Consider the following 24,802-nt stretch of genomic DNA (forward strand, 5'->3'; position numbering starts at 1 on the left):
TTATTGAGACGTACCCAATTAATGCAAATAAGTCAGTTCAATAGACTCAAGCGCAGCGCCTTACTTTTCGCGACTGTGCTTTTACTTTCTGCCTGTCAGATTGAGTCAGAACCTAAAAGTGAATTCGAGCAAATCCAAGAACGTGGGGTTCTACGTGTTGGCACGCTAAATAACCAACTCTCTTATTACATTGGTCCCGATGGCCCGGCAGGTCTGGATTATGAACTGGCGCGTAAATTTGCCGAACAACTGGGCGTAAAGCTGGAGATCAAACCAGCTTTTCGCCAAGCAGAACTGTTCCCAGCCCTTAAAAAAGGTGACATCGACATCATTGCTACGGGCTTGACTCAAACTTCTCAAGCCGTACAACGTTTTCGTCCAGCTCCTGCCTATTACTATGTAAGCCAACAAGTGGTTTATAAGAAAGGCCAACTTCGTCCACGCGATCTCAAGCAGCTCATTGGCTACCAAAAAGCAAAAGACAAAAATGCCGAAGATGGTGAGTTGAGTGCGGGAGCCGAAACGCTACAGATCGTCGAACAGTCACAATTTGTGCCTACGTTAACGGATTTACAAAAAGCGCACCCAGAGCTTCAGTTTGAGATTGTTGGAAACGCCGACACTCGCGATCTCCTAAGACAGGTATCTACTGGTGAGTTACGCTTTACCGTCACCGACTCTGTTGAGCTCTCATTGGCACAACGCTTATATCCAGACTTAACCTTGGCATTCGAGCTAACCGAAGATCAACCAGTATCATGGTTTACCCGCCGATCGGAAGATGAAAGCTTATACGCAATGCTGATTGAGTTTTTTGGCAACATCAAACAGTCCGGTGAATTAGCGACATTAGAAGAAAAATACATTGGCCATATCGAAGCATTCGACTATGTGGATACTCGCGCCTTTATCCGAGCCTTAGACAACACACTGCCGAAGTGGGCACCATTGTTCCAAAAATACAGTGAGGAATTCGATTGGCGATTGATTGCTGCACTGGCTTACCAAGAATCTCACTGGAAACCAAAAGCGAAATCACCAACAGGGGTACGCGGCATGATGATGTTAACCCTACCAACGGCGAAGAGCGTGGGTGTGACTGATCGTCTAGATCCAGAACAATCGGTTCGTGGTGGTGTGGAGTATCTACGTCGTATCGTTGCCCGTGTTCCGGATTCCATCAACGATCATGAAAAAATTTGGTTTGCTCTTGCATCTTACAACGTTGGCTACGGCCACATGATGGATGCGCGACGTCTCACCAAAGCACAAGGCGGCGATCCTGATGCTTGGTCCGATGTAAAAGAACGACTACCACTACTACGCCAGAAGCGCTTTTATAGCCAAACACGTTATGGTTATGCGCGTGGTGATGAGGCCCGTAACTACGTAGAAAATATTCGTCGTTATTACCAATCCATCATTGGACACGTGAGTCAGAAACCTGCGGTTGAAGAAGACACCAGTGAGCTTCAAGTCATCCCGCCATTAGACCCGAATATCTTGGTTTCTGGCGCCGTTGAAACGTTGACAGACCAAATTTCGGGAGCGGTAGAAAGCGTTCCGGGAACCGAGCAACAAACGCCAACAACGGTGGAATAAACCTTTCGAAAATAGCGAGCAAATTGCTCGCTATTTTTTTATTGAGTCAACAGAAAAAGTTAACTAGAATCGCGTCTTTCGGACTTGTTTCTAACTCCCAACACTTCGCTTTCTAGCCAAAGTCAAAGAAACAGAAACAATGAGTCCTTTGTGTCACCTCTCCTCGATCTGATGTCACCATCATCCATAAGTATGCATCTCAAGAATGCCAACTATTGATAATGTATCAGGCGCTTACTCGTATAAGTGTCGGAGAGCGTGTTCGTTGTCTGCAAGAGGTTCTGGTTATGAGAAAACGCAGAGTGCAGTCAAAACGTTTGAATAAGACAGTGGCTGCTAACCGCCGTAAGCGCACGCTTACCGGCATTAAAAAGAAAGTCAGTGCACGTAACCGTGTTTTTGTTCACCTAGTGAACCACTGATAACTTGAAGCAAACATCTACTGCAAAGTAGGTGTTTGCTAAAAACCAATCCCTGTATTATCCAAGAATAAACGCACGGCCTACTCGCCTTTATCTTCTTTTTTTTCATTTTGTTCTTTTTCTTTTACTCCTTGCCCCTCTTCCAATGCTTTCTGCGCTTGTTTCTGAGCTTTTATTTCTTTACGACGACGCTTAAAAAACGCCTGTAACTGAGTGCGACACTCCGCTTCTAATAGACCCCTTTCTACGGTTGCGTAATGATACGCTGCTTGGCTTTCAAACAAGTTTAATACCGTTCCTGCGGCACCAGCTTTTAAGTCGGGAGCACCATACACGACACGTTTTACTCGGCTATGAAGTAACGCGCCTGCGCACATTGGACATGGCTCTAACGTTACGTACAACGTGGTATCCAGTAAGCGGTAATTTTGTAGCGCTTCCCCTGCTTTACGTAAGGTTTGAATTTCTGCATGAGCGGTTGCATCGTGGGCACAAATAGAGCGATTCCACCCCTCCGCTATGATCTCACCATCCTTAACTAAAACAGCCCCAACAGGAACTTCACCCTCCGCTTCAGCTTGCTCAGCAAGCTCCATCGCTCGGCGCATAAACAATTCGTCTTGAGAGGTAAAAGAAAGGTCAGACAAAGGAACTCCAGAGAAAATAGCGATTCATTAAACAATGAATAGTATCACTAACTTTTGTATCGCTACAGAAGAAGCCATCGCCATTTTTTGAAAGATGAAAACAAAAAAAACGCAGGCCTCTCGACCTGCGCTTTTCAATTTTTGGATAGTCTTTTCTATCTTTGGATAGTAATCAACAGTAATTACATCGTGTAAGTGTAAGGTGCTTGGATACCTAGAGGAATGCCTAGCATCCAGTAAACCACTAGGAATAGAGACCAGCCGATCAGCATTGCGATCGAGAATGGCATCATTAGTGATGCTAGCGTACCGATACCTGTCGACTTCACGTAACGTTGACAGTAAACCACCACTAGAGGGAAGAATACCATCAGAGGTGAGATGATGTTCGATACAGAATCACCTACACGGTAAGCCGCTTGAGATAGCTCTGGAGAGATACCTACTGCCATTAGCATTGGCACAAGGATTGGACCGATTAGTGCCCATTTCGCAGATGCAGAACCGATTAGAAGGTTTACAGAAGCCGTTAGAAGAATCATACCGATGATCGTTGCTTCACCTGGTAGGTTCATCGCTTTCAGGCCTTCCGCACCGTATAGCGCCAGCATCGTACCAATGTTTGATTGAGCAAACGCAGATAGGAACTGTGCACAGAAGAACGACATTACGATGTACGCGCCCATTGTAGACATCGTGTCTGCCATCGCTTTGATGATGTCGTTACTTGTCTTGAACGTGCCAGAAACTCGGCCATAAACGTAGCCTGGAATGATGAACAAAATGAAGATCAGTGGAACGATAGACTTCATGATTGGCGCAGAGAACGCAGTAATTTCACCTTCAGGCGAACGAAGCGCTGAGTTTTCTGGGATAAGCGCGACAACAAGAAGTGCGATACCTGCCATCATAGCCCAACCAGCGTAACGGAACGCTTTAGACTCAAGCTCAGTGAAAGTACCTAGATCTGGTGCTTTCTCTGCGTCTTCGTCAATTGGTGTATTCGCTAGACGAGGTTCGATGATTTTTTCTGTTACGTACCAACCGATAGCAACAATGATTACTGAAGATAGACCAGTAAAGAAGATGTTTGCTAGTGGGTTAACAATGTACTCAGGGTCTAGAACCTGTGCCGCTGTTTGTGTAAAGCCAGCAAGTAGCGGGTCAATACCTGATGGGATGAAGTTTGCAGAGAAACCACCTGATACACCTGCGAACGCTGCCGCGATACCCGCTAGAGGGTGACGACCTGCTGCGTGGAAGATGATACCACCAAGAGGAATAACCAGAACGTAGCCCGCATCCGCCGCAGTGTGCGATACGATTGCTACAAGAATTAGCATTGGAGTAAGAAGTTTTGCTGGCGTGAAGTTCAGCATCTTCTTAAGACCAGTCGTGATGAAGCCAGATGAATCAGCAACACCAACACCTAGCATCGCAACAAGTACGATACCAAGAGGAGCAAAGCCTGTGAACGTTGTCACCATGTTAGCAAGGAAACTTGCTAGTGCTTCACCCGTTAGAAGGTTAGTAATGGTTAGAGCTTCGCCAGTTCGAGGGTTTAGAAGGTCGAAAGAAACATTCGACAAAAGTGCAGACGCAGCCCAAGTAATGATTAGTGCCCAGAAGAACAAGATCGCAGGATCAGGAATTTTGTTACCTACTCGCTCGATAAAGTTCAGAAAACGGTCCATCCCGCTCGGCTTCGGTGATGGCGCTTTATTAACAGCTTGGTTACTCATGGTAACTCCATATGAATGATGTTGGTGCCATGGCCTATTTGAATAATTATAACGGCCTATTTTCAGCCAAGCATTTTATTCAATAGTCATAAAGAAAGCACAAGGTTCTGCGATTTTTTCCATAATTGGAGACATATTTTGCAAAAACACCATACCAATGAAACATAAAAAACACAGTAGCACATCATTTGCACTAACAGTAAAAAAACAGTTTATTAACCAGTGCCTTTTGCTATAGATTTTACGAATGTTTTCGACAAATACACATCAGTGAATGCAGCTAAAATGGGCTAAGCTTCACCCTACTCATCAAACTCGCTATATCGCGTGATTTTTGTCTCTAATTTTATGGATTTCGTCCGACCCATCCGATCTTGCCAACTGGACGTAATCACGATCGTCTTTAGTGAAGCAGAACCCGTTGGGGATGAAACATTCCATTGCACATGATACGGTCCAATAGAATTAGATCCTGTCGCAATTGAATCAAAATGAACAACAGGAATCGTGGAAAGCGCACCAGATGCACCGCGAGTGTGAAACCACTCCAGTTGATTTTCTGCCGCTCGCAACGCATTAATGCTATTTATGGCGTAATCCGCTTCTCGCTCCATATAAGCCTGCCATTTAATGAGGCCTAACGCCCCAACCCCAATGAGCAGAAAGGTCATGAGCACTTCAATTAAACTAATACCTTGCTGTTTAGAGGTCATGCCATGACCCTTTTAACCAGTCAATGCGCTCATAACTATTGGGAACTGCCGCAGAATCAAACGTTAGGTCCATTGATGATGAAAAGACACTTAACCCACCTTCAGTATCAAAAATATAACCGCCCAATGTTCGAAATGAGCCTGAAGCAAAAAATGTCAGCTTTTCCTTTTCTGAGGCAGAAAGCGAACCTAAATTGGATGCATTAGACACATCAGGCGTCCACTTCGCAGTCATATTGCCCACCGCTGAAGTGTATAAGTGATAGATAGTGCCGGGAAACGTATCTGCCCCTGCGACAGACAAAAGGCCATTTTCAATCACTAGCAATTTAGGCTGCGCATTAAAAGCAACGCCCAAGCCCGCTTCTAAATCACAATCACCATCAACCCAAACTTTGTCACTATAAGTAAAAGCTCGCTCGACCTTATCTGCGCACGATAAATGCCCGTCACCACTGCTGGATACCGTCCCAGAAACCACTTCAAATCCGCGTTTTATTTCGGTTAATTGGCTGCGTGGCGCACCAAAGACGGCTTCAAATGGATCAAACTCTGAGTCGTAAACAACATCATGCTCAAATACTTTGCCATCGCCAATATAGTTAGGATCATGACTTGATAGTGCTACGCGATAGTCATTAGGTGCCCTCGTATCATCACAATGTTCTGCGCCTAAAGGACAAAGACCATATTTTTGAGTATTCGTCATAGAATCGCTTGCACAACGATGCCCGGTGGGATTTAACGTAACAAAACCACCTCGTAATATCAGCGAGCGTTGAAAACGGATAGAAACACACACATTAGGGGCGATAAATTCAGGCACTACTTGGTATGAGCCAATCAACATCAAATCTGAACGAGCTTGAATAGCACCAATAGGGCGCCCTATCACTCTCATATGTTTTTTTAATGCCACTCGGCCATTCACATTCGATGTCACTTCAAAATGAGAAGCATTGGTAAGCGACCGAGTTGCAGCCACTTGGCTCGGCTCACAACGTGAATAATCTTGTGCTGTTGGTAGGAGTGACGCATTGGCTTTATTAATGGCAAGCGCACACTCTAAACCGCCCTCTGCTAGCCAATATTCCTGTCGGGACTCAACCTCGTTATTTGATCTTTTAATTTGATAAAAAAGCGGTTTATAACTCGCCATCGATATCATTAATGCCCCAACTAACAACACACTAGCTACCAATAAAACCACTGCTCCTTGCTGCGTCTTCACTCCTGCCAGTTCCTTTGTTTTACAATAAAAGACTGCTCAGTATTGATGCTCAATGCGCCGATTAAATAGGTACCTAAGGCGACTTCCACCACTGCACTTTTGGCATGCTCACTTGCAACCGTTTCTTCGCTCAGTTCAAACTTACTGACACCAATCACTTTGTTATCAAACAATCTATTACAAGACCGTGTTGCGGCCATATTGGTCACTTCGAGCGTACTCATGACTGAAGGTTGTTTCTTTTCACATATAAACAGAGCATTAGGTGAATCGTCCCTTTGCTCATACACCACATTTTTATAAACCGTAGAAGCGCCGGACGCACTAATAAGATAGGCGTAAGCAACCAATCCAAAGTCAGGGCCGCTCAAGGTAAATACCGTATTTTCTGCTCCCGAGATTTTTATTGAACGGCCACCACCTCCATCAAACCCCGCGCGCTGGATGTCGTTTTTCATCATTTGCAAAACACTGGCTGTATTTTGCAATAACAACAACTCTTGCGTGCGCTCCAACGTCAACTTTTGACCACTGATGTACAGAGAACCGACGGCGCCAAGTGCAATCACACCAAGACTAGAGGCCAAAAGAAATTCAATAAGACTTGTGCCTTCTTGCTTAATCACCTTGCACCTTTATGAACACGTTGAATAACCATAGTGCTCTTTGTGCCGATCATCACTGCATATTCGAACACGAGCCGACAATGTATGCGAAACCAACTTAAGTGCTTTCGATGATTCTCCACTAGGATGAAAACGGATGTTGCCAGAAGATGGACGGCCATGTACCCCATCAAAGCTGATCTGATCAGAGGCGTAGCTTGCTGTCAGTGAAATGCCTTGAAATGGCTGACCAGAAAAAGCGTGTATTACCGTCCCAAGACCGGGTGCTGAGCGATTGGTAAGTTCTATTCGCCAATTTCCATCACTCGAATCACTTTCAGCAATAATGATATGCGCCCATAGTCGCTGACGACGCAAGACCGCCTCCGACTTACTTTGGATAACAAAGCCATGAAGCCCATCCGCAAGGCGCTGCATTTTGTTGGCTTCAAATATCCGATGAAAAGAAGGCACCGCATAAACCAACAAAATACTCAGGACAGCAACGGTGCTCATAAGCTCTAATAACGTAAACCCGCGAGGCATTTCCCAAATTCCTATGCAATTGGCTTTTCAACCACGATTTCATCTTGATTCGATGCTACCACCTGCCAAAAATAGGTCGAAAAGTGAAAAGGAAGTTACTCGTCATGATTCGAAGTTCTCGTTGTAATCGCTACAACAGACCATTATTAGGAATGACATTGCTCGAATTACTTATTGTCGTTGTGATCATTGGGTTACTCGCCACGATCGCCTACCCGTCCTACACCCGACATGCCATAAGTTCACACCGAACCGTCGCATTAAGCGACATCAGTCGGATTCAATTGGCACTCGAACGAGCTTACACCGGCAGTTATCACTGGCGTGGGATTGTTTCAGGTGGGCATTGTTTGATTTGCGATTCAGACTCTGATCGTTTTACCTTTTCTATCGTAAGTTCAGCAACACTGGCCTACACCATAGAAGCAACAGCAAAAACCGACTTAGGACAAGATAGAGACCCATGCTTCCCATCAGGGGTAAAGAAAATCACCCTAACGTCAACCAATGTAGAATCACCAAGCGCATGTTGGAATAGGTAACCTCAAGTTGAGATAGAAAGGGGAGACGAATAGGAAAGGAAGAGGAAATGACCAGTGAAGAAAAACAAAAAACCTGCACAAGGCAGGTTTTTTTAATACGTTCGACTAACTGAGCAATTAGCTGGTTAGGTCATCGAAGAACTTCTTCACACCGTTGAAGAACCCTTCCGATTTTGGCTTGTGTTTTGTTGCTGCATCACCACCGCAAGACTCTTCAAACTCACGTAGCAGTTCTTTTTGACGAGAGCTTAGGTTGACTGGAGTTTCAACAACGAGCTTAACGATTAGGTCACCCACACCGCCACCACGAACGCCTTTCACACCTTTACCACGCATACGGAACATACGGCCAGTTTGCGTTTCTGTCGGTACTTTTAGGCTAACACGGCCATCCAGTGTTGGGACTTCAACTTCACCACCCAGCGCTGCCATTGCAAAACTTACTGGCACTTCACAGTACAGGTTGTTACCGTCACGTTCGAAGATATGGTGCTCTTTCACGTGAACTTGTACATACAGGTCACCTGCTGGTGCGCCCATTTCTCCAGCTTCACCTTCGCCAGATAGACGAATGCGATCGCCAGTATCAACACCTGCTGGGATCTTAACGTTAAGTGTCTTCGTTTTTTGCTTGCGACCTTGACCATGACATTCGTTACATGGATCTTTGATGATCTTGCCCTTACCGTGACAGGTAGGACAGGTCTGTTGTACTGCGAAGAAACCTTGACGCATCTGAACTTGGCCGTGACCATGACAAGTGCCACAAGTCTCAGCTGATGAGCCTTTCTTCGCACCGCTGCCATCACAGGTATCACAATGAACCAGCGTTGGTACTTCGATTTCTTTCGATACGCCACGAACCGCTTCTTCTAACGACAGTTCCATGTTGTAACGCAAGTCTGAACCACGTTGTGCACGTTGCTGACCACCGCCGCGACGACCGCCACCAAAGATATCACCGAAAACGTCACCAAAGATGTCGCCAAAATCAGCACTGCCACCACCAAAACCGCCGCCGAAACCGCCACCGCCTTGTTCAAATGCTGCGTGACCGTACTGGTCGTACGCCGCTTTCTTTTGAGAGTCAGTGAGAATTTCGTACGCTTCTTTTACTTCTTTAAACTTGTCCGCAGCAGACTCATCACCTTGGTTACGGTCTGGGTGGAATTTCATCGCTAGACGCTTGTACGCCTTCTTGATATCGCGCTCAGAGGCATCACGACTTACGCCTAATACTTCGTAAAAATCACGTTTTGACATGTTCTTCGTCACCAATTAATTACTGCAAACGGCATTGATTCACCGCTTGGTGTTTGTATCATTCTAGGTAAGTGCACTCATTGCAAAATACTTAACTAGAAAGACAGCTTTGACAAACAGACGGGCGTAAGAGTCACCCCAAACGCCCGCGCACAAAAGTTTTTAGACACTAGGCGACCATAAATCGCCTAGTTAGAAATATTATTTCTTGTCGTCTTTAACTTCTTCGAATTCCGCATCAACTACGTCATCGTCTTTCGACTGTGCACCAGCGTCAGCACCTTGTGCTTGTTGCGCTTGAGCTTGTTGTTGAGCGATTTCCATTAGCTTTTGAGCTGCTGTCATTAGCGCTTGAACTTTCGCGTCGATCGCTTCTTTGTCATCGCCTTTACGTGCAGTTTCTAGCTCAGAGATAGCTGTTTCAATCTTCTCTTTCTCGTCTGCAGGTAGCGCTTCACCCGCTTCTTCTACTTGCTTACGAGTACCGTGAATCATTTGGTCAGCTTGGTTACGTGCAGCCGCTAGCTCTTCGAACTTTTTGTCCGCTTCTTTGTTCGCTTCTGCTTCTTGAACCATTTTCTCGATGTCTTCATCGCTTAGACCGCCAGAAGCTTGGATTGTGATCTTCTGCTCTTTACCAGTCTGCTTGTCTTTCGCTGAAACGTGTAGGATACCATCCGCATCTAGGTCGAAAGTCACTTCGATTTGTGGCATACCACGTGGTGCAGCTTGAATACCTTCTAGGTTGAATTGACCTAGAGATTTGTTGAAAGACGCTTGCTTACGCTCACCTTGAAGAACGTGGATAGTTACCGCGCTCTGGTTGTCTTCTGCTGTAGAGAAAACTTGGTTCGCTTTCGTTGGGATAGTGGTGTTTTTCTCAACGAGCTTAGTCATTACGCCACCCATTGTCTCGATACCTAGAGACAGTGGAGTCACGTCTAGTAGAAGTACGTCTTTAACGTCACCCGCAAGTACACCACCTTGAACTGCAGCACCCATTGCTACTGCTTCATCAGGGTTTACGTCGCGGCGAGCTTCTTTACCAAAGAACTCAGCAACTTTCGCTTGAACCATAGGCATACGAGTCTGACCACCCACTAGGATGACGTCAGTGATGTCGTTTACAGATAGGTCAGCGTCAGCTAGAGCAACTTTTAGTGGCTCAAGAGAACGTTGTACTAGGTCTTCAACTAGAGATTCTAGTTTCGCACGCGTCACTTTCACGTTCATGTGCTTAGGACCCGTCGCGTCTGCAGTCACGTAAGGTAGGTTTACGTCAGTTTGAGAAGTAGAAGAAAGCTCGATTTTCGCTTTTTCTGCTGCTTCTTTAACACGTTGCATTGCTAGTGGATCGTTCTTAAGGTTGATGCCTTGCTCTTTTTGGAACTCGTCTACTAGGTAGTTGATTAGACGTGTATCAAAGTCTTCACCACCAAGGTGAGTGTCACCGTTAGTTGCTAGAACTTCGAATGTTTTCTCGCCTTCAACTTCATCGATTTCGATGATAGAGATATCGAATGTACCACCACCAAGGTCGTATACCGCGATAGTGCGGTCGCCGCCTTTCTTATCTAGACCGTATGCTAGAGCAGCTGCTGTTGGTTCGTTGATGATACGTTTAACTTCTAGACCTGCGATACGGCCAGCGTCTTTAGTAGCTTGACGTTGAGCATCGTTAAAGTAAGCAGGAACAGTGATAACAGCGCCAGTTACTTCCTCACCTAGGAAGTCTTCAGCCGTTTTCTTCATTTTTTTCAGGATTTCAGCTGATACTTGAGGAGCCGCCATTTTTTGGCCTTGCGCTTCTACCCAAGCGTCACCGTTGTCAGCCTTAACGATTTTGTAAGGCATGATTTCGATATCACGCTGAACTTCTTCGTCTTCAAAACGACGACCAATAAGACGCTTAATTGCAAATAGCGTGTTCGTTGGGTTAGTTACTGCTTGGCGTTTTGCAGGTTGACCTACTAGCGTTTCACCGTCGGTGTATGCAACAACCGATGCAGTGGTGCGCTCACCCTCTGCGTTTTCAATTACACGTGGTTTGTCGCCGTCTAGTACAGCAACACATGAGTTAGTAGTACCTAAATCAATACCAATGATTTTACCCATCTGGCTATCTCCGAATAAATTCTATTTTCGTTTTGCTATATCCCTATGTGGGGACGTAGAATTGGGATTCAACCCTTACTCACAAACAAAAATAATGTTGTTTGCTTCTCTTATGCCCAATAGATAAGGGCTGCAAATGGCTTTTCAAGGGAGAAAATAAAAAAAAATGCGATTTTTTCACTGAAATGAAAAAGCGAGGCACTTGACCTCGCTTTGAATGAGAATGAATTACAAATTATGCACTTGCTGGCGCAGGTTCCGTGCGAATATCTTCCTCTTTACCAATCTCACCTTCCGATTTTGCAACGATGGTATTTACTGCGGTATCCCCTACTACGTTAGACGATGTACAGAACATATCGTTGATTCGATCAACCGCGGCGATGATCGCTAAGCCCTCTGGTGGTAACCCCAATTGGTGAAGCAAAACACCCACCATCACAATACCACCACCAGGAACACCACCAGCACCAATCGATAGAAGCAGAATCGTCACACCAAGAGTAAGCACATCGGCGGTATTAATTGGCTGGCCAAACGCGTTAGCGACAAAGATGGTTGCCAATGCAATGTAAATAGAGACACCTGACATATTCATGGTCGCGCCAAGAGGAACACCAAAACCCGCAACCGACTTTGAGACGTTCAGCTTGTCCGTCAATGTACGCATCGTGACCGGAATCGTCGCATTTGAGCTGGCCGTCGAGAGTGAAAACAGCACTTGCTCACGAGTTGCACGCAAGAACGTCTTTGGTGACATGCCCGTTGCTACACTAACCGCCATTGGATAGAAGAAGAAGATCCAAAACACCAGCATCGCGACGACAAGACCAACATAACCTGCGACGGACAACAGCGTATTCGCATCTAACGTTGCACCAAGTTGGATCATCAGCGCAAATACACCGTAAGGCGCTAAGCTCATCACAAGGCCTACCAGCTTCATCATGATTTCATTCGCCATCTTAAAAGTACGAATAGCTGGACCACCGCGAGAATCCAAAGCTTGAATAGCAAGGCCGGTCAAAATCGCCATAAAGATGATTTGCAGCATGTCACCATTTGCAAATGCCTGAATTGGATTGCTCGGAACAATGTTCACCACCAATGAAAAGATATCTGGTGTTTCTGTTGTCGTCAGCTTCACCGTTTCTGAAATCGTTCCGGCTAAATGCGCATCTGCGCCAGGTTGAAATATAAGACCCACCGTCAGTGCTGCTGTGATTGCGATAATGGTATTAAAAATGTAGAGAGCAAAAGTTTTACCACCAAGGCGACCAAACGCTGTAATGTCTTTCAAATCAACAATACCGCACACGATAGACACATAAACCAAAGGCACAACGAGCAGTTTAATAAGAGAGACAAACATGCCTCCAGCCCCTTCTGCTGCGCCCAATAAGTAAGTGTCAAAAATGGCAATGCCACCAAGCAAGTACTGAATCGCAGTACCGATCAGCAAACCAGCAAATAAGCCGATAAATATTTTTCCAGAAAGCGATTTATCCATCGTAAATCTCCCAAAATGTTGTGTTTACTATTTACGTTTTTGTAGTTACATCGACTGCTTTTCACAGCAGAGGTCGCAAATAATACACACTAACGTTACAAAGAAAAGGTAGTATTTACTTAATTGTTAATGAATATCATCAAAAGTAAATCACCTAGAATACAATCATATTCAGAATTTAATTTTGAACCCGAGCCATAACAGTAACTTATAGAGAGAACACTCAATAGATAAGCAGATGAGAGGAAATATTTCCCCGGTTTGGAAAAATAATCACCAATAAGAAATTTTTTGAAGAGGATCAAATTTCGATATTTTGCCATATTCAGAGAGGTGAATATCGCTGTACGTTTTCAGATCATGTTTGAAATAAAAAACGCCCGCGGATAAACAGCGGGCGTTTAAAGTTAATTATATCAGTGATTTACTAAATTATTTAGCAACCATAACCATTGCAGGGCGAATCACACGGCCGTTTAGTTCGTAACCTTTTTGCATGACAAACATAACCGTGTTTGACTCGTGGTCTGGGCTTTCTTGAATAGACATCGCTTGGTGGTATTCAGGGTTGAACGCTTCACCTTCAGGGTTGATCTCTTTCAAACCAAACTTAGCTACAACATCAACAAACGTCTTATGCGTTAGCTCAACACCTTCAAGAAGAGGTTTAACCGCTTCGCTCTCTGTGTCTGCTGCTTGGATAGCACGCTCTAGGTTATCAATCACAGGAAGAAGTTCTTCAGCGAATTTATTTAGAGCGAACTTACGTGCCTTATCGATTTCTTGCTCGGTACGACGACGCATGTTTTCTACTTCCGCTTTCGCACGGAGAACCGCATCTTGCTGATCTTTTACTTTTGCTTCGCTCGATAGAATCGCAGCTTCAAGTTGAGCAATCATTGCGTCTTTCTCATCGCCAATGTCTTCAAGTTCCGCTTGTGCATCTTGAGCTGCTGCTTCTACTTTCTCTGCTTCTTCGATGATTTGATCAAGCTCTTCTTCAGTAACTTTGTTTTGTTCGTTGCTCATGATATCTCCAGAATTCAACTTAATGTCCTTAAAGCTGCGCACGTTTTACGAGCTTTAACCACATAAAAATTCGCATATTTAGGTAACTTGCCATTATTATGGGGATGAAGATTCCTGATTCAAGCCTCTTTAATGCGGAAATGCTATGAAAAACCCATGTAACGTGATCGCAATTATCGGAAAACCCCGTGATCAGCAGGCTATTCAAACTCATAGAGAGCTTTATGAATGGCTGACCTCTGAAGGTTACCAAGTATTTATCGATGATCGCCTTGCCGCTATTTTAGACGATATCCCGCAAGGCCAATTTGCTAGCATGGTTGAACTAGGCAAAATTGCCGATCTCGCCATTGTTGTTGGGGGCGACGGCAACATGCTAGGTGCTGCTCGTATCTTATCACGTTTTGATGTCGCTGTTATTGGTGTAAACCGAGGCAACCTTGGGTTCTTAACCGACCTCAACCCCGACGATTTTAAAGCGGCCCTAAAAGCAGTATTAGACGGCGAATACATTGAAGAAGAACGTTTCTTATTAGAGGCTGAAATTCATCGCCACGGGCAAATCAAAAGCCACAATGCAGCATTAAATGAAGCAGTTTTGCACCCAGGTCAAGTCGCTCACATGATTGAGTTTGAGGTCTATATCGACAACAGCTTCGCATTTTCACTGCGCGCAGATGGCTTGATCGTTTCAACACCTACGGGTTCAACGGCTTATTCATTATCTGGCGGCGGTCCAATCCTCTCGCCGAGCTTAAACGCCATTTCTCTTGTGCCAATGTTTCCGCATACGCTATCGAGCCGGCCGCTCGTTGTGGATGGAAAGCGCCGTATTAAACTTGTGGTTTCTCCCGAAAATCGCGGCACACAAGAAGTCAGCTGTGATGGACAAGTCTCTTTGCCGGTCTCCCCTGGTGATGAAATCCACATCTACCAGAGCCCGAATGTGCTCAAACTGATCCATCCGAAAGACTACAGCTACTACCACGTACTCAGAAACAAGCTAGGTTGGTCGAGCAAACTGTTCTAGAGATCTAATGCTTTCATATCGCAACGCTTTCTCACATGCGTAGACATTGCAGTTCTTAGACCCTATCGTGCTTAGATCCGTGTACTGCTTAGATCTGTGCACTGCTTAGATCTGTGCACCGCTTAGCCAGATTAACGCCGATGCCCTCACATCGGCTTGATTTCTCTCCCTGTTATCCCTTCTTTCCGCCCAATTTTGAAACCTAAAACCACTCAAGCTACTGGTTATATAGAGAAATTAATCACAAATTTCACCTGATTACTTTACTGTATAAAGAAACAGTATATACTGTTTTCTTATACAGTATTGTTCAGTTATACAGGTAAATAAAAATGCTGGCGCATCTAAGTGTTAATAATTTTGCGATTGTTAAGTCTTTACAGCTCGAGCTTTCAAAGGGCATGACCACCATTACAGGTGAAACCGGTGCAGGTAAATCCATTGCGATTGATGCCTTAGGTCTTTGTTTAGGGGGACGTGCCGACGCGGGCATGGTACGCCAAGGTGAAGAGAAAACCGAAGTCAGTGCCGCCTTTTTGCTGGACAACAACGTGCACGCCTCTCGCTGGCTAGAAGACAACGATCTACTTGATGGCAGCGAATGTATTTTGCGACGTATCATCACCAAAGAAGGCCGTTCAAGAGCCTTTATTAATGGCAGCCCAGTTCCTCTTTCTCAACTCAAATCTCTTGGGCAGCTTTTGATCAACATTCATGGTCAGCACGCGCATCATCAGTTAATGAAAAGCGACTACCAAATGGCGATGCTCGATCAATACGCAGGGCACCTAAATCTCCTTAAAAGCACTCGTAGTGCTTACCAGAATTGGCGTCAAGCGGACAACCATCTTAAGCAACTAAAAGAGAACAGCCAGCAGAACCAGGCACAAAAACAGTTGCTTGAATATCAAATCAAAGAACTGAATGAGTTATCGCTAGGTGAAGAAGAATTTGCAGAGCTCGAACAAGAGCACAAACGACTGTCCAACAGTGGTGAACTTGCCGCTACCTGCCAACAAGCCATCGAACTTATTTACGAAGGTGAAGAAGTCAATGCGCTTGGTATTTTGCAATCGGCCAATCACTCCCTAAATCAACTTGCTGAGTTAGATGAAAAACTGGCAGAGCTACCAAACATGCTCGAAGAAGCCATGATCCAACTCGAAGAAACAAAAAACGAACTGCGTAGCTACCTAGATGGTATTGATGTTGATCCTGGCCGCATGGCTTATGTCGAAGAGCGTTTTTCTAAAGTGATGTCGATGGCACGCAAACACCATGTCATGCCAGATGAACTCTACCAGCACCATCAAGATCTGCTCGGACAAATTGAAGCGCTTGATTGTTCAGACGAAAAACTGGATGAGTTGGCTCAAGAAGTTGACCAAAAATATCACAGCTTCCTCAACCAAGCAGAAAAATTACATAAATCACGTAGCCGCTATGCCAAAGAGCTGAACAAGCTAATCACACAAAGCATGCATGAGCTAAGCATGGAAAAAGCCGTGTTCAGCATTGAAGTGACTAATGAGAACACCCACCCATCACCACTGGGTATGGACAGCGTATGTTTCTTAGTATCCACTAACCCGGGCCAACCCCTTCAGCCAATTGCGAAAGTGGCATCGGGTGGTGAGCTATCGCGCATCTCGCTAGCGATCCAAGTGATCACCGCACAGAAAGTCGATACACCTAGCCTAATCTTCGATGAAGTAGACGTAGGTATCAGTGGCCCGACAGCCGCTGTCGTTGGCAAAATGCTGCGTAAACTGGGTGAATCAACGCAAGTCATGTGTGTCACACACTTACCGCAAGTCGCAGGGTGTGGTCATCAACAAATGTTTGTGGCCAAGCACACCAAAAGTGGTCAAACCGAAACTCAAATGCGCACGCTAGATGAAGAGCAACGTGTGGCAGAACTGGCTCGCCTACTGGGGGGAAGCCAAATCACAGACTCTACGCTAGCCAACGCCAAAGAGTTACTCGTCGCCGCTTAGAGACTTTATGATTCATTGGTGAGCCACAGCAAGAAGCAATGGCTCACCAAGTATCACAAATCGGCTTATAGCGAGACAACCATCAATCAAAAAGTGCATTTCACCCCCCTCACTACCTCGTCAAATCCTGCCAATTATCGCGCAATATCAACCAATAAATGCAACTCAACTCAAAATTCGTTGTCAGATATCCTACTATACGACGCATAGCTTTTTACATCTGCGTCGAGCTTGTTTATTATCAGCGCAGTATTTTAAAGGTTACTAAGAAATTATTATGCAATTAAAGAAGTGGTTAGTTGCCGTACCATTAGCAATGACATTGCTGACAGGATGTTCGGTATTAGAAAAACTGGTTTATCGCATTGATATCAACCAAGGCAACTACGTAGAGCAAAGTGCGGTAGATAAATTAAAGTTTGGGATGACTAAAGCACAGGTTCGCTTCGTTCTTGGCTCTCCTATGCTGATCGAAAATGGCTACCCAAATACTTGGTACTACATTTACCATCATACTCCGGGCCATGGTGACCCAATCCAAAGAGATCTTATCGTTCAGTTCAACGATCAAGGAACCTTAGCGGATATTACTGGTGATTACCCGAAAAGCGACGCGTTTTACGAGCAAATTCAGTAACTCATTTCATAAAAAAACCTCGCACAAGCGAGGTTTTTTTGTATCTCAAGATCCCATTTAGAATCAGTCACTTTTACGTAACGTATTTGGCTTTCCGCCTGTCACAGGATCGGCACTGCCCGCCGCTTTTGCTTGTTCAGCACGCTTACGACGAATCTCTTTTGGATCCGCCAGCAACGGACGATAAATCTCAATGCGGTCTTTATCTCGAACCGTCGCATCCAAACGAACATTACGGCTATACACACCAATTTTGTTTTTGTTTAAATCAATTTCAGGGTACAACTCTAGCACGCCTGATTGACGGATGATCTCTTCTGCCGTCGCTTGGTTGTTCACCACCAAGTTGAACACTCGTTGCTCATGAGGAAGCGCATACACCACCTCCACATGAATCATATCCGATTCAATACTCATAGCATTCGTACACCTGTTTTGCGCGCTTGGTAAACGCATTCACCATGTTACCGGTTAGCTCATTAAAAATCTTACCAAATGCCATTTCGATCATTTTGCTTGAGAACTCAAACTCCAGTTTCAGTTCCACTTTACATGCTTGCTCATCAAGCGCCGTAAACAGCCAACCACCTCGTAAGGTTTTAAAAGGCCCGTCAACCAAGTTCATCATGATTGCCTGACCCGGAATAAGCTCATTAGAGGTTGTGAACGTTTTGCTGATACCTGCTTTTGCAACATCAACAGAAGCCACCATAGCACAGTTCGAAGACTCAAGGATTCGTGAACCTGAACAACCAGGAAGAAACTCAGGATACTTAGAAACATCATTGACCAGATCGAACATCTGCTCTGCACTAAAAGACACCAAAGCAGAACGGCTAATTTGCTTCATACACTCTCCTCTCGATACGCATACGTGTTTAAGGCTTGCGCCAATTTTACTTTTATTCGACGATAGCGCAAATAAAAGGATTTCCTAACCAATTTCCAATCCGTATAATGAGGCCATTATGGTAAAGAAAAAATCAAAGCAAAAAGCGGGTAGCAACACTATCGCGCTTAATAAAAAAGCTCGCCACGAATACTTCATTGACGATGAAATTGAAGCTGGCTTGGAGCTACAAGGTTGGGAAGTAAAAGCCCTTCGCCAAGGAAAAGCCAATATCGCAGAAAGCTACGTCTTTATGCGTGACGGAGAGGCTTTTGTCAGTGGAATGACTATTACTCCTCTTAATCAAGCATCGACTCACGTTGTTGCGAACCCGACGCGCGTGCGTAAGCTACTTATGAGCCGTCGAGAACTCGACAACCTGCTTGGTCGCATCAACCGTGAAGGTATGACGCTAGCAGCGTTATCACTTTACTGGTCTCGCTCTTGGGTGAAGATCAAAATCGGTGTGGCTAAAGGTAAAAAACTGCACGATAAGCGTACCGATCTTAAAGAAAAAGATTGGGCTCGTGAAAAAGCGCGTGTGATGAAGAGCTCACTGCGTTAAACTTGACCACTTAGACGCATAGTGCTGGACAGCTTACACTTTTCTGTTACTATGCGGATATTACCTCTGGGGCTGATTTAGGATTCGACGGGAATTCAGAAGTCTGAGGTGCATGCCGAGGTGCGGTAGGCCTCGTTAACAAACCGCAAAAAAATAGTCGCAAACGACGAAAACTACGCACTAGCAGCTTAATAACCTGCTCAGAGCTCTCTCGCCCTAGCTTCCGCACGTAAGACGGGGACCAACGAGGGATCAAACCCAAACGCGCTAGTCCGGATTCTCCCGCCTGAGAGATGAACGACGAATTATAATTCAGGATAGTCATCAACTAGCGTGTCGGTTCGCAGGTTGGTGGTGAATTTAAAGATCGACTAAGCATGTAGTACCAATGATGAAAGGTTTTCGGACGCGGGTTCAACTCCCGCCAGCTCCACCAAACGTTTGGAAAGGCCGCTAACTCTCGGGTTAGCGGCCTTTTTGTATCTGCACCATACCCACTCTCACCAAAACCAGTAATAACTTACCTTTGACCCAACACATTCTTGGACAAGAATGAGCTAGGAATAAGACTTAACTGAACTTATTTCAGATGAAAAAATGTATGGGAAATGTCTAAAATGAAAGCCAATTTTACTTGGCTACTACACTACATAAACAGCATCCATTTATGACAATTCATTAGAACTTAACTACACATAGAACAAGATTCAATGTTAGAATGCGGCCTGAATTTTGGAGAGTAATTAATGCCAGTAACACCTTCACCACTCAGATACCCAGGTGGTAAAACAGCGATAACCCCAATGGTTTCAGAGATAATTGGTGCAAACAAACTACGTACTGCACATTATGTAGAACCCTATGCAGGTGGAGCAGGGTTAGCTTTATCTTTGTTGTTTAACAAGGTAGTCCCTCATATCCATTTGAATGATATTGATCTTTCCATCTGGGCGTTCTGGCATTCGATATTGAATAATACAGAAGAGTTTATTCAATTAGTAAATGACACTGATATCACTATAGATGAATGGCATATTCAGAAAGGGATACAAGAAAGAAAAGAACAAGTTGATACTTTAACTTTAGGGTTTTCTAGCTTTTTTTTAAACAGAACTAACCGTTCAGGAATTATTCAAAAGGCTGGAGTTATTGGTGGCTTAAAGCAACAAAGTAAGTACCCTTTAGACTGCCGATTTAATAAGAAAAGTCTAATAAGTAAAATCCGAAAAATAGCTACTTTATCTGACAAAATTCACACCTACAACATGGATGCTGTTGATTTTATTAACCATATTGAAGCCAATGTAGACAGAAGCTTTTACTGTATTGATCCACCTTATTTTGTAAAAGGCCAAAGTTTATATACAAATTTCTATGAACCTTGTGATCATCATGAATTAGCCGATGTAATAGGACAAATAGAAGGGCGCTGGATGCTAACTTACGATAATGCAGAGCAAATAAAACAACTGTATAGCAGCTATCGTCAGTTTACTTTCTCACTCAATTACAGCGCAGCAGATAAGAAAAAGGGCACAGAACTTTTGGTCGTAAGCCCGGGGCTACGAGTGCCAAACTCATTAGGTCTGCAAAGAGCAACCAAATAAGGTTGCTCTCTACTTTTACGCTTAAAGATCGAGACCTTTTCTAGAAAGAATATCTAGAACTTTTCCTCCTGGAACCAAGCTTATCGAAGCATGTCTATGAGCCAGTGCAATAGGGACAATCGCATTCTCATAGAGCTCTAATTCGAAATGAGTCACTAGATTCATAGCTCGGCCAAGCATTGGGATGTATCTGTGGACTTCGACTTTTTCCTGAGCAAATTTTTTCTTTGCATCTTTTGCTTTGGTATCTTCGTCCGAATCCCCAAAAGGCGTTTTGTATTCAAACGGATAAACCAAACCAAATACAAAAACTTTTCCATTTTTCGTTTTATAGATAAAATCCTGACCATAGTAAGTTTCATGACCAAAATTATCTGATGCTTCTGAACGAGCCGCAATGTACCGATGTCTATATTCATCATCAATAACACGGAAAGCGCCAGGCTCAATGTATCGAGATAAACCTTTGGCATGTTCAACTGCTGTCCCGGTCTTTTGTATACCCATGATTAAAGGCGGCTCTAATCCTTTCTCCTTCAAATGAGCAGACACTTTGGAATACAATTTTAGCAATCTGGCATGTACTTTTGCAGGTTGCCCAAATATTGCTAAAGGGCCATCAAGCACAAAAGCCATTCGGCTTAGCAAATGCGGGTCACGATAACCAACCATTCGAATAAATGAAGCAATAATCAAATGCTCTACTACATTCATAAATCTTGTGATCGCCGAACCGTTATCACCTAAATCGGAAATTTGTTCATGTATTCGCATTACATCCGTGACATAAACGTCCTGCCCACATGACTGACAACACTGTACTTCCTCTTTAACCTTGAATATAAAGTCACCTTGCTGACCACACGAAGGGCATGTTTTAAGCTTAACTTCGCCACCATCAATAGCGAGAAGTGTACCAACAACATTATAGCTTTTATCGTTCGTAAAACTGGTTCGCATATCCGAAAGCTGTTCATAAATAGCTAAGCGAAAGCCGTCTTTTACAGTTGCTGAATCCTTATAACGAACATTACAGCCCGGCAAAGTAAACGATATTGGATCACCACTTCTGTGTAGTTCTGCAACTTTGAATGGGTCCACAAAGTTTGATTTTTCTGGCTTTAGTTCCTTATATTCCGAAACCTTAATGATGACCATGCTATTTTTGACATAGCCAACCTGAGTACTTGGAAATAGACCCGGAATTGGCTCCTTATAAGGGCTGGCATCAGAAGCAACTACATAATCAGGCAACCAACCATCTCCCTCTTCCCAAAGGATATAATCTTGTGTGATTTTTTTTGCTTCTTCTTCTGACGGTGGAGTTAGACAACTACAATTCTTAAGGAAGTCTTGTACATCAGGATTCTTTACTACGTCTACATGACCGCCTTTACCCGCTGGTTCTCTGTTGTAAGGCATTATTCACCTCTCGTACGTTTAATTTCAGCATACTCTTTAGCAAGTTCGTCTGGCGTAAAACGATTAATTTGAGTCGGAACAACGAACGGAGAGGACAAAGTTTTAATCCGTGCAAAACCAACATCCTGAGCAGTTTTCAACGAAGCATGGAAATCAGCGAAATCATAGAACTTACCGAGTGAACGCAACTCATCCTCATTGTTAAGATGGGTAACAAACCAGTTTTCTGTGTTCGCCAGAATATTAGGATGAATCGACGACGGCTCTTGTGTTGCGTATACAAATGCAATTTTCGCTTTTGCTCCTTCCTTAGCGATTCTTGGCCATACTCCTGTTAAGTCATCCTTACGGCCAATCAAGTTGTGAGCTTCCTCAACATATATAACTATATTCGGTAAATACTCGTTTTTATGGAACCGTCCCATCGAACGAGTAAGAACATGTCTAGCAATTCGAAGAGCCATGGCCTTTCGCACCATTTCAGAACCAACAGAAAGATCTAGAATCACAATTTTCCCGTCTAACAGTAATTCGTATATCTCTGATTCAACTTCTCCATCTCGATGAATACTGTGGTATTCAGCAATTGGTCCTAGATAGCTTTTTACTCGGATAGGCATATCAGTTTCATTCTTGCCCGCAATCAAGTTGACCAGCGCTTTTAAGTTATCATCAATCCAATCATCTCCAGCTTTCTTACTTCTTAAAGATGGCCATAATCCCGCTGGAATTTTCGTTCCTTTCTTTTTAAACTCACTTTCCGCCGCTTCATATTCTTTGCGTATTTTCTTATCCGCACTGCGTGCATCGATAAAGAACTTCACAAGTTCCGAAAGAGTTACTCCTGAAGAATAATTAGGGAAATAACCATCAGCTTCAACCTTCAACTCCTCCTGAGAAGGTTTTTTACCCAAACGTTCTTCTAAGTCACTAACAACATCAGTATAATTTTGCTCAAGTATCTGACGCTTCACGTCTTTTGACACGCTTAACTTGACCTTGTAGTTTTTAGGCGCCTCAAAACCTCGGGTGTACAGAAGTGCTTTAAACGCCGCTACCAACCTTTCAAAGCGAACTTTTTCGCTTTCTGTCGCATCTTCAGGCAGCTCATCAAATGAAAGTGAAGAAACCAAAATTCTCATATCACCAGCAGAGATATTTTCATCTTTCAGAATATCTTGAATGATCGTCAAACCTATATCTGGCCGTTCATAAAAGTTATTTCTCAAATCTCTTACTGCTGGATCTTCACTTGCCATTCCTCTGTAACAAACAACATCTCCCTTAAAGACATCTGCAATTGAACTTCCGTCATCCTGTTGGTTCACATTTGCGTACTCACCATTAATATCAAATATTATTTGACCTACTTTCGTATTATCTTTGGCAGCAGACATAGCGACAGAAGCAACGGTCGTCTTTAATGTGTTAGATTTACCAGTACGAGTCATACCAAGAATCGCTGTACGGCGGGCTAAAAAGTCGGTGGGCTGGATCTGAACCGAAACAAGAGCTTCGGTAACAGCTCTGTGTAATCTAGCTGTTGAGGTATAACGCACAGTACCAATATCGATAGCCGTTGGCATTGCCGTAAAACCTGATTTTAGAGCTTCTTCAAGAGCTTTTACTTTTACTTCTTCATTTACATGATTGACTATAGTTTCCAGAGCTTCGCCCCTCGGTTTGAAAACACGCAGTCGATTAACAGACATATAGTTTTCAACATCACTCCCAAGTCTTAATTCACCTTTATCTATGAAAAAAGTCCCCAATATGCGACATCTCAAACCACCAGCTTGAAGCTCAGAGTGTGTTAGAACGTCTAAGCCATCAAGTCGATCATTAACAAATACTTCATCAGAGGTTCTACGCTGGTTGTGTTCAATTCTTGTTCTGACGTAGTCATCATCAGTTGGAAGCTTTGCAGGACCTAACACTCTAAGTAGAATGACTTCTCGATCCAATTCAGTACCAGCTGAAACCTTATCCGGATTTAAGGAAGTGGCGACTAAAAAGCTATTGTGGGGTATACCCGCTACTTGCTCTTTATGATAATCGTTGGTGAGAATACTAGCTTCTCGGAAATCCATTGAATATACATACCCCACCAAATGATCAATAGGGTTATTACCTAATAGTTTAAGTAGCTTATCTTCTGAGCCTAAAACGTTGCCAATAAATTTGTTCATATCGCCATTCATCTAATTATAAAAACACTAACTTTAGTACTTTTTTCTTAAGTTGTAATGAAGATTAATCATATAATTTAATGCAAATCATTAATATATTTATATTTTCCTGAGACAATACATACGTTTCTGCACTAGCACTCAGACCTGACAATTGTAGTCACTTCTGAGCCTAACAAAAAATATGTTAAAAACTGTTAAGGTGACAAAATCGCCGATTCATCGAAAATGATTTTGGGGCAAATTCGTGTTACTAATGGCGTCAGTCGTGACCCTGCTCGCATGACCAAAAGTATGGAAAAACTCTACATACGTGGCCAGTTTTAGTGAACCACTACAAGGTGTCTGGAATAGCTTAACCAGAATAGAGGCCCCTAACTGTCTTAAGGTTTTAGCTTAGGTTTATCTTGGTGGGGTCATCGAGAAGGGTGTCTTGATTCTAAAAGCCAACCAGATTTCAGCGTGGTCTGATAGATATCTACTGAAGAAAGATAAAGAG

The 24,802-nt window shown here is 43.9% G+C and carries 22 protein-coding genes and 1 other RNA gene; 9 read left to right on the forward strand and 14 right to left on the reverse strand.

The genetic code is table 11. The features are described from left to right. The first annotated feature begins 21 nt into the window (after window positions 1-21). Both mltF and KHN78_RS21790 read left to right on the forward strand, forming a co-directional pair. On the forward strand, window positions 22-1,602 hold the full coding sequence (gene mltF / locus KHN78_RS04110; RefSeq protein ID WP_211919891.1) for a membrane-bound lytic murein transglycosylase MltF: 1,581 nt from the start codon (window positions 22-24) through the stop codon (window positions 1,600-1,602). A 287-nt stretch (window positions 1,603-1,889) separates the two neighbouring features. Then, window positions 1,890-2,024 (forward strand): hypothetical protein, encoded by a 135-nt coding sequence (locus KHN78_RS21790; RefSeq protein WP_128811490.1) that lies wholly within the window; start codon window positions 1,890-1,892, stop codon window positions 2,022-2,024. A gap of 80 nt (window positions 2,025-2,104) precedes the next feature. Here KHN78_RS21790 and tadA read toward each other — a convergent pair whose 3' ends face one another. From tadA to KHN78_RS04140, 6 genes are all read right to left on the reverse strand, one after another. Next, entirely contained in the window at window positions 2,105-2,671 is a 567-nt protein-coding gene (gene tadA, locus KHN78_RS04115) for a tRNA adenosine(34) deaminase TadA (protein ID WP_211919892.1), read from the reverse strand. Between the two features lie 182 nt (window positions 2,672-2,853). After that, the gene (locus KHN78_RS04120) at window positions 2,854-4,413 is read right to left on the reverse strand and encodes an AbgT family transporter (protein ID WP_211919893.1); all 1,560 of its coding nucleotides are present in this window, start codon (window positions 4,411-4,413) and stop codon (window positions 2,854-2,856) included. Between the two features lie 302 nt (window positions 4,414-4,715). Next, a complete protein-coding gene (locus tag KHN78_RS04125) occupies window positions 4,716-5,126 on the reverse strand; it encodes a prepilin-type N-terminal cleavage/methylation domain-containing protein (RefSeq protein WP_211919894.1) in 411 nt (136 codons plus the stop codon). Continuing rightward, window positions 5,116-6,357: a hypothetical protein gene (locus tag KHN78_RS04130; RefSeq protein WP_211919895.1), complete on the reverse strand. Its 1,242-nt coding sequence runs from the start codon at window positions 6,355-6,357 to the stop codon at window positions 5,116-5,118. Before KHN78_RS04130 ends, KHN78_RS04125 begins: the two co-directional genes overlap by 11 nt. Further along, window positions 6,354-6,983, reverse strand: a complete 630-nt coding sequence (locus tag KHN78_RS04135) for a PilW family protein (RefSeq protein WP_211919896.1) — start codon at window positions 6,981-6,983, stop codon at window positions 6,354-6,356. The genes KHN78_RS04130 and KHN78_RS04135 overlap by 4 nt, the downstream gene beginning before the upstream one ends. A 9-nt stretch (window positions 6,984-6,992) precedes the next feature. Further along, window positions 6,993-7,508, reverse strand: coding sequence for a GspH/FimT family pseudopilin (locus KHN78_RS04140; protein WP_211919897.1), 516 nt, complete (start codon window positions 7,506-7,508; stop codon window positions 6,993-6,995). Window positions 7,509-7,612: 104 nt separating this feature from the next. On the opposite strand from KHN78_RS04140, the gene KHN78_RS04145 reads away from it, so the two are divergent. Further along, window positions 7,613-8,050 carry a type IV pilin protein gene (locus KHN78_RS04145; RefSeq protein WP_128811495.1) on the forward strand — a complete coding sequence of 146 codons (438 nt, stop codon included), beginning with the start codon at window positions 7,613-7,615 and terminating at the stop codon, window positions 8,048-8,050. A 117-nt stretch (window positions 8,051-8,167) separates the two neighbouring features. Here the strand turns inward: KHN78_RS04145 and dnaJ are convergent, their stop codons facing one another. The 4 genes from dnaJ to grpE form a co-directional block, all read right to left on the reverse strand. Continuing rightward, window positions 8,168-9,313 carry a molecular chaperone DnaJ gene (dnaJ, locus tag KHN78_RS04150; protein WP_128811496.1) on the reverse strand — a complete coding sequence of 382 codons (1,146 nt, stop codon included), beginning with the start codon at window positions 9,311-9,313 and terminating at the stop codon, window positions 8,168-8,170. Between the two features lie 201 nt (window positions 9,314-9,514). After that, entirely contained in the window at window positions 9,515-11,428 is a 1,914-nt protein-coding gene (gene dnaK / locus KHN78_RS04155) for a molecular chaperone DnaK (protein ID WP_211919898.1), read from the reverse strand. Window positions 11,429-11,663: 235 nt separating this feature from the next. Further along, a complete protein-coding gene (locus KHN78_RS04160; protein WP_211919899.1) occupies window positions 11,664-12,938 on the reverse strand; it encodes a dicarboxylate/amino acid:cation symporter in 1,275 nt (424 codons plus the stop codon). A 432-nt stretch (window positions 12,939-13,370) separates the two neighbouring features. Further along, window positions 13,371-13,967 (reverse strand): nucleotide exchange factor GrpE, encoded by a 597-nt coding sequence (grpE, locus tag KHN78_RS04165; RefSeq protein WP_128811499.1) that lies wholly within the window; start codon window positions 13,965-13,967, stop codon window positions 13,371-13,373. 145 nt (window positions 13,968-14,112) lie between these two features. Between grpE and nadK the strand changes: the two genes are divergently transcribed. The 3 genes from nadK to bamE all read left to right on the forward strand — a co-directional run bounded on the left by nadK (window position 14,113) and on the right by bamE (window position 17,631). Beyond that, window positions 14,113-14,997 (forward strand): NAD(+) kinase, encoded by an 885-nt coding sequence (nadK, locus tag KHN78_RS04170; RefSeq protein WP_128811500.1) that lies wholly within the window; start codon window positions 14,113-14,115, stop codon window positions 14,995-14,997. A 332-nt stretch (window positions 14,998-15,329) separates the two neighbouring features. After that, window positions 15,330-16,994 carry a DNA repair protein RecN gene (gene recN / locus KHN78_RS04175; protein WP_211919900.1) on the forward strand — a complete coding sequence of 555 codons (1,665 nt, stop codon included), beginning with the start codon at window positions 15,330-15,332 and terminating at the stop codon, window positions 16,992-16,994. Window positions 16,995-17,271: 277 nt separating this feature from the next. Then, window positions 17,272-17,631 (forward strand): outer membrane protein assembly factor BamE, encoded by a 360-nt coding sequence (bamE, locus tag KHN78_RS04180; protein WP_128811502.1) that lies wholly within the window; start codon window positions 17,272-17,274, stop codon window positions 17,629-17,631. Between the two features lie 63 nt (window positions 17,632-17,694). Here bamE and KHN78_RS04185 read toward each other — a convergent pair whose 3' ends face one another. Both KHN78_RS04185 and KHN78_RS04190 read right to left on the reverse strand, forming a co-directional pair. Continuing rightward, complete coding sequence (locus tag KHN78_RS04185) at window positions 17,695-18,048, reverse strand: RnfH family protein (RefSeq protein ID WP_128811503.1); 354 nt, start codon at window positions 18,046-18,048, stop codon at window positions 17,695-17,697. Next, complete coding sequence (locus KHN78_RS04190; RefSeq protein ID WP_211919901.1) at window positions 18,038-18,481, reverse strand: SRPBCC family protein; 444 nt, start codon at window positions 18,479-18,481, stop codon at window positions 18,038-18,040. Before KHN78_RS04190 ends, KHN78_RS04185 begins: the two co-directional genes overlap by 11 nt. A gap of 118 nt (window positions 18,482-18,599) precedes the next feature. Here KHN78_RS04190 and smpB point away from each other — a divergent pair, with 118 nt between their 5' ends. The 3 genes from smpB to KHN78_RS04205 all read left to right on the forward strand — a co-directional run bounded on the left by smpB (window position 18,600) and on the right by KHN78_RS04205 (window position 20,692). Then, window positions 18,600-19,085, forward strand: coding sequence for an SsrA-binding protein SmpB (smpB, locus tag KHN78_RS04195; protein WP_005440253.1), 486 nt, complete (start codon window positions 18,600-18,602; stop codon window positions 19,083-19,085). 68 nt (window positions 19,086-19,153) lie between these two features. Beyond that, window positions 19,154-19,521: a transfer-messenger RNA gene (gene ssrA / locus KHN78_RS04200) on the forward strand. 310 nt (window positions 19,522-19,831) lie between these two features. Then, entirely contained in the window at window positions 19,832-20,692 is an 861-nt protein-coding gene (locus tag KHN78_RS04205; protein ID WP_211919902.1) for a DNA adenine methylase, read from the forward strand. Window positions 20,693-20,713: 21 nt separating this feature from the next. Here the strand turns inward: KHN78_RS04205 and KHN78_RS04210 are convergent, their stop codons facing one another. Together KHN78_RS04210 and KHN78_RS04215 are read right to left on the reverse strand one after the other, a co-directional pair. Beyond that, window positions 20,714-22,114 carry a hypothetical protein gene (locus KHN78_RS04210; RefSeq protein WP_211919903.1) on the reverse strand — a complete coding sequence of 467 codons (1,401 nt, stop codon included), beginning with the start codon at window positions 22,112-22,114 and terminating at the stop codon, window positions 20,714-20,716. Next, entirely contained in the window at window positions 22,114-24,303 is a 2,190-nt protein-coding gene (locus KHN78_RS04215; protein WP_211919904.1) for a helicase HerA domain-containing protein, read from the reverse strand. Before KHN78_RS04215 ends, KHN78_RS04210 begins: the two co-directional genes overlap by 1 nt. Window positions 24,304-24,802 lie beyond the last annotated feature (499 nt).

Source organism: Vibrio sp. B1REV9 (assembly GCF_905175395.2).
Taxonomy (GTDB): Bacteria; Pseudomonadota; Gammaproteobacteria; order Enterobacterales; family Vibrionaceae; genus Vibrio; species Vibrio alfacsensis.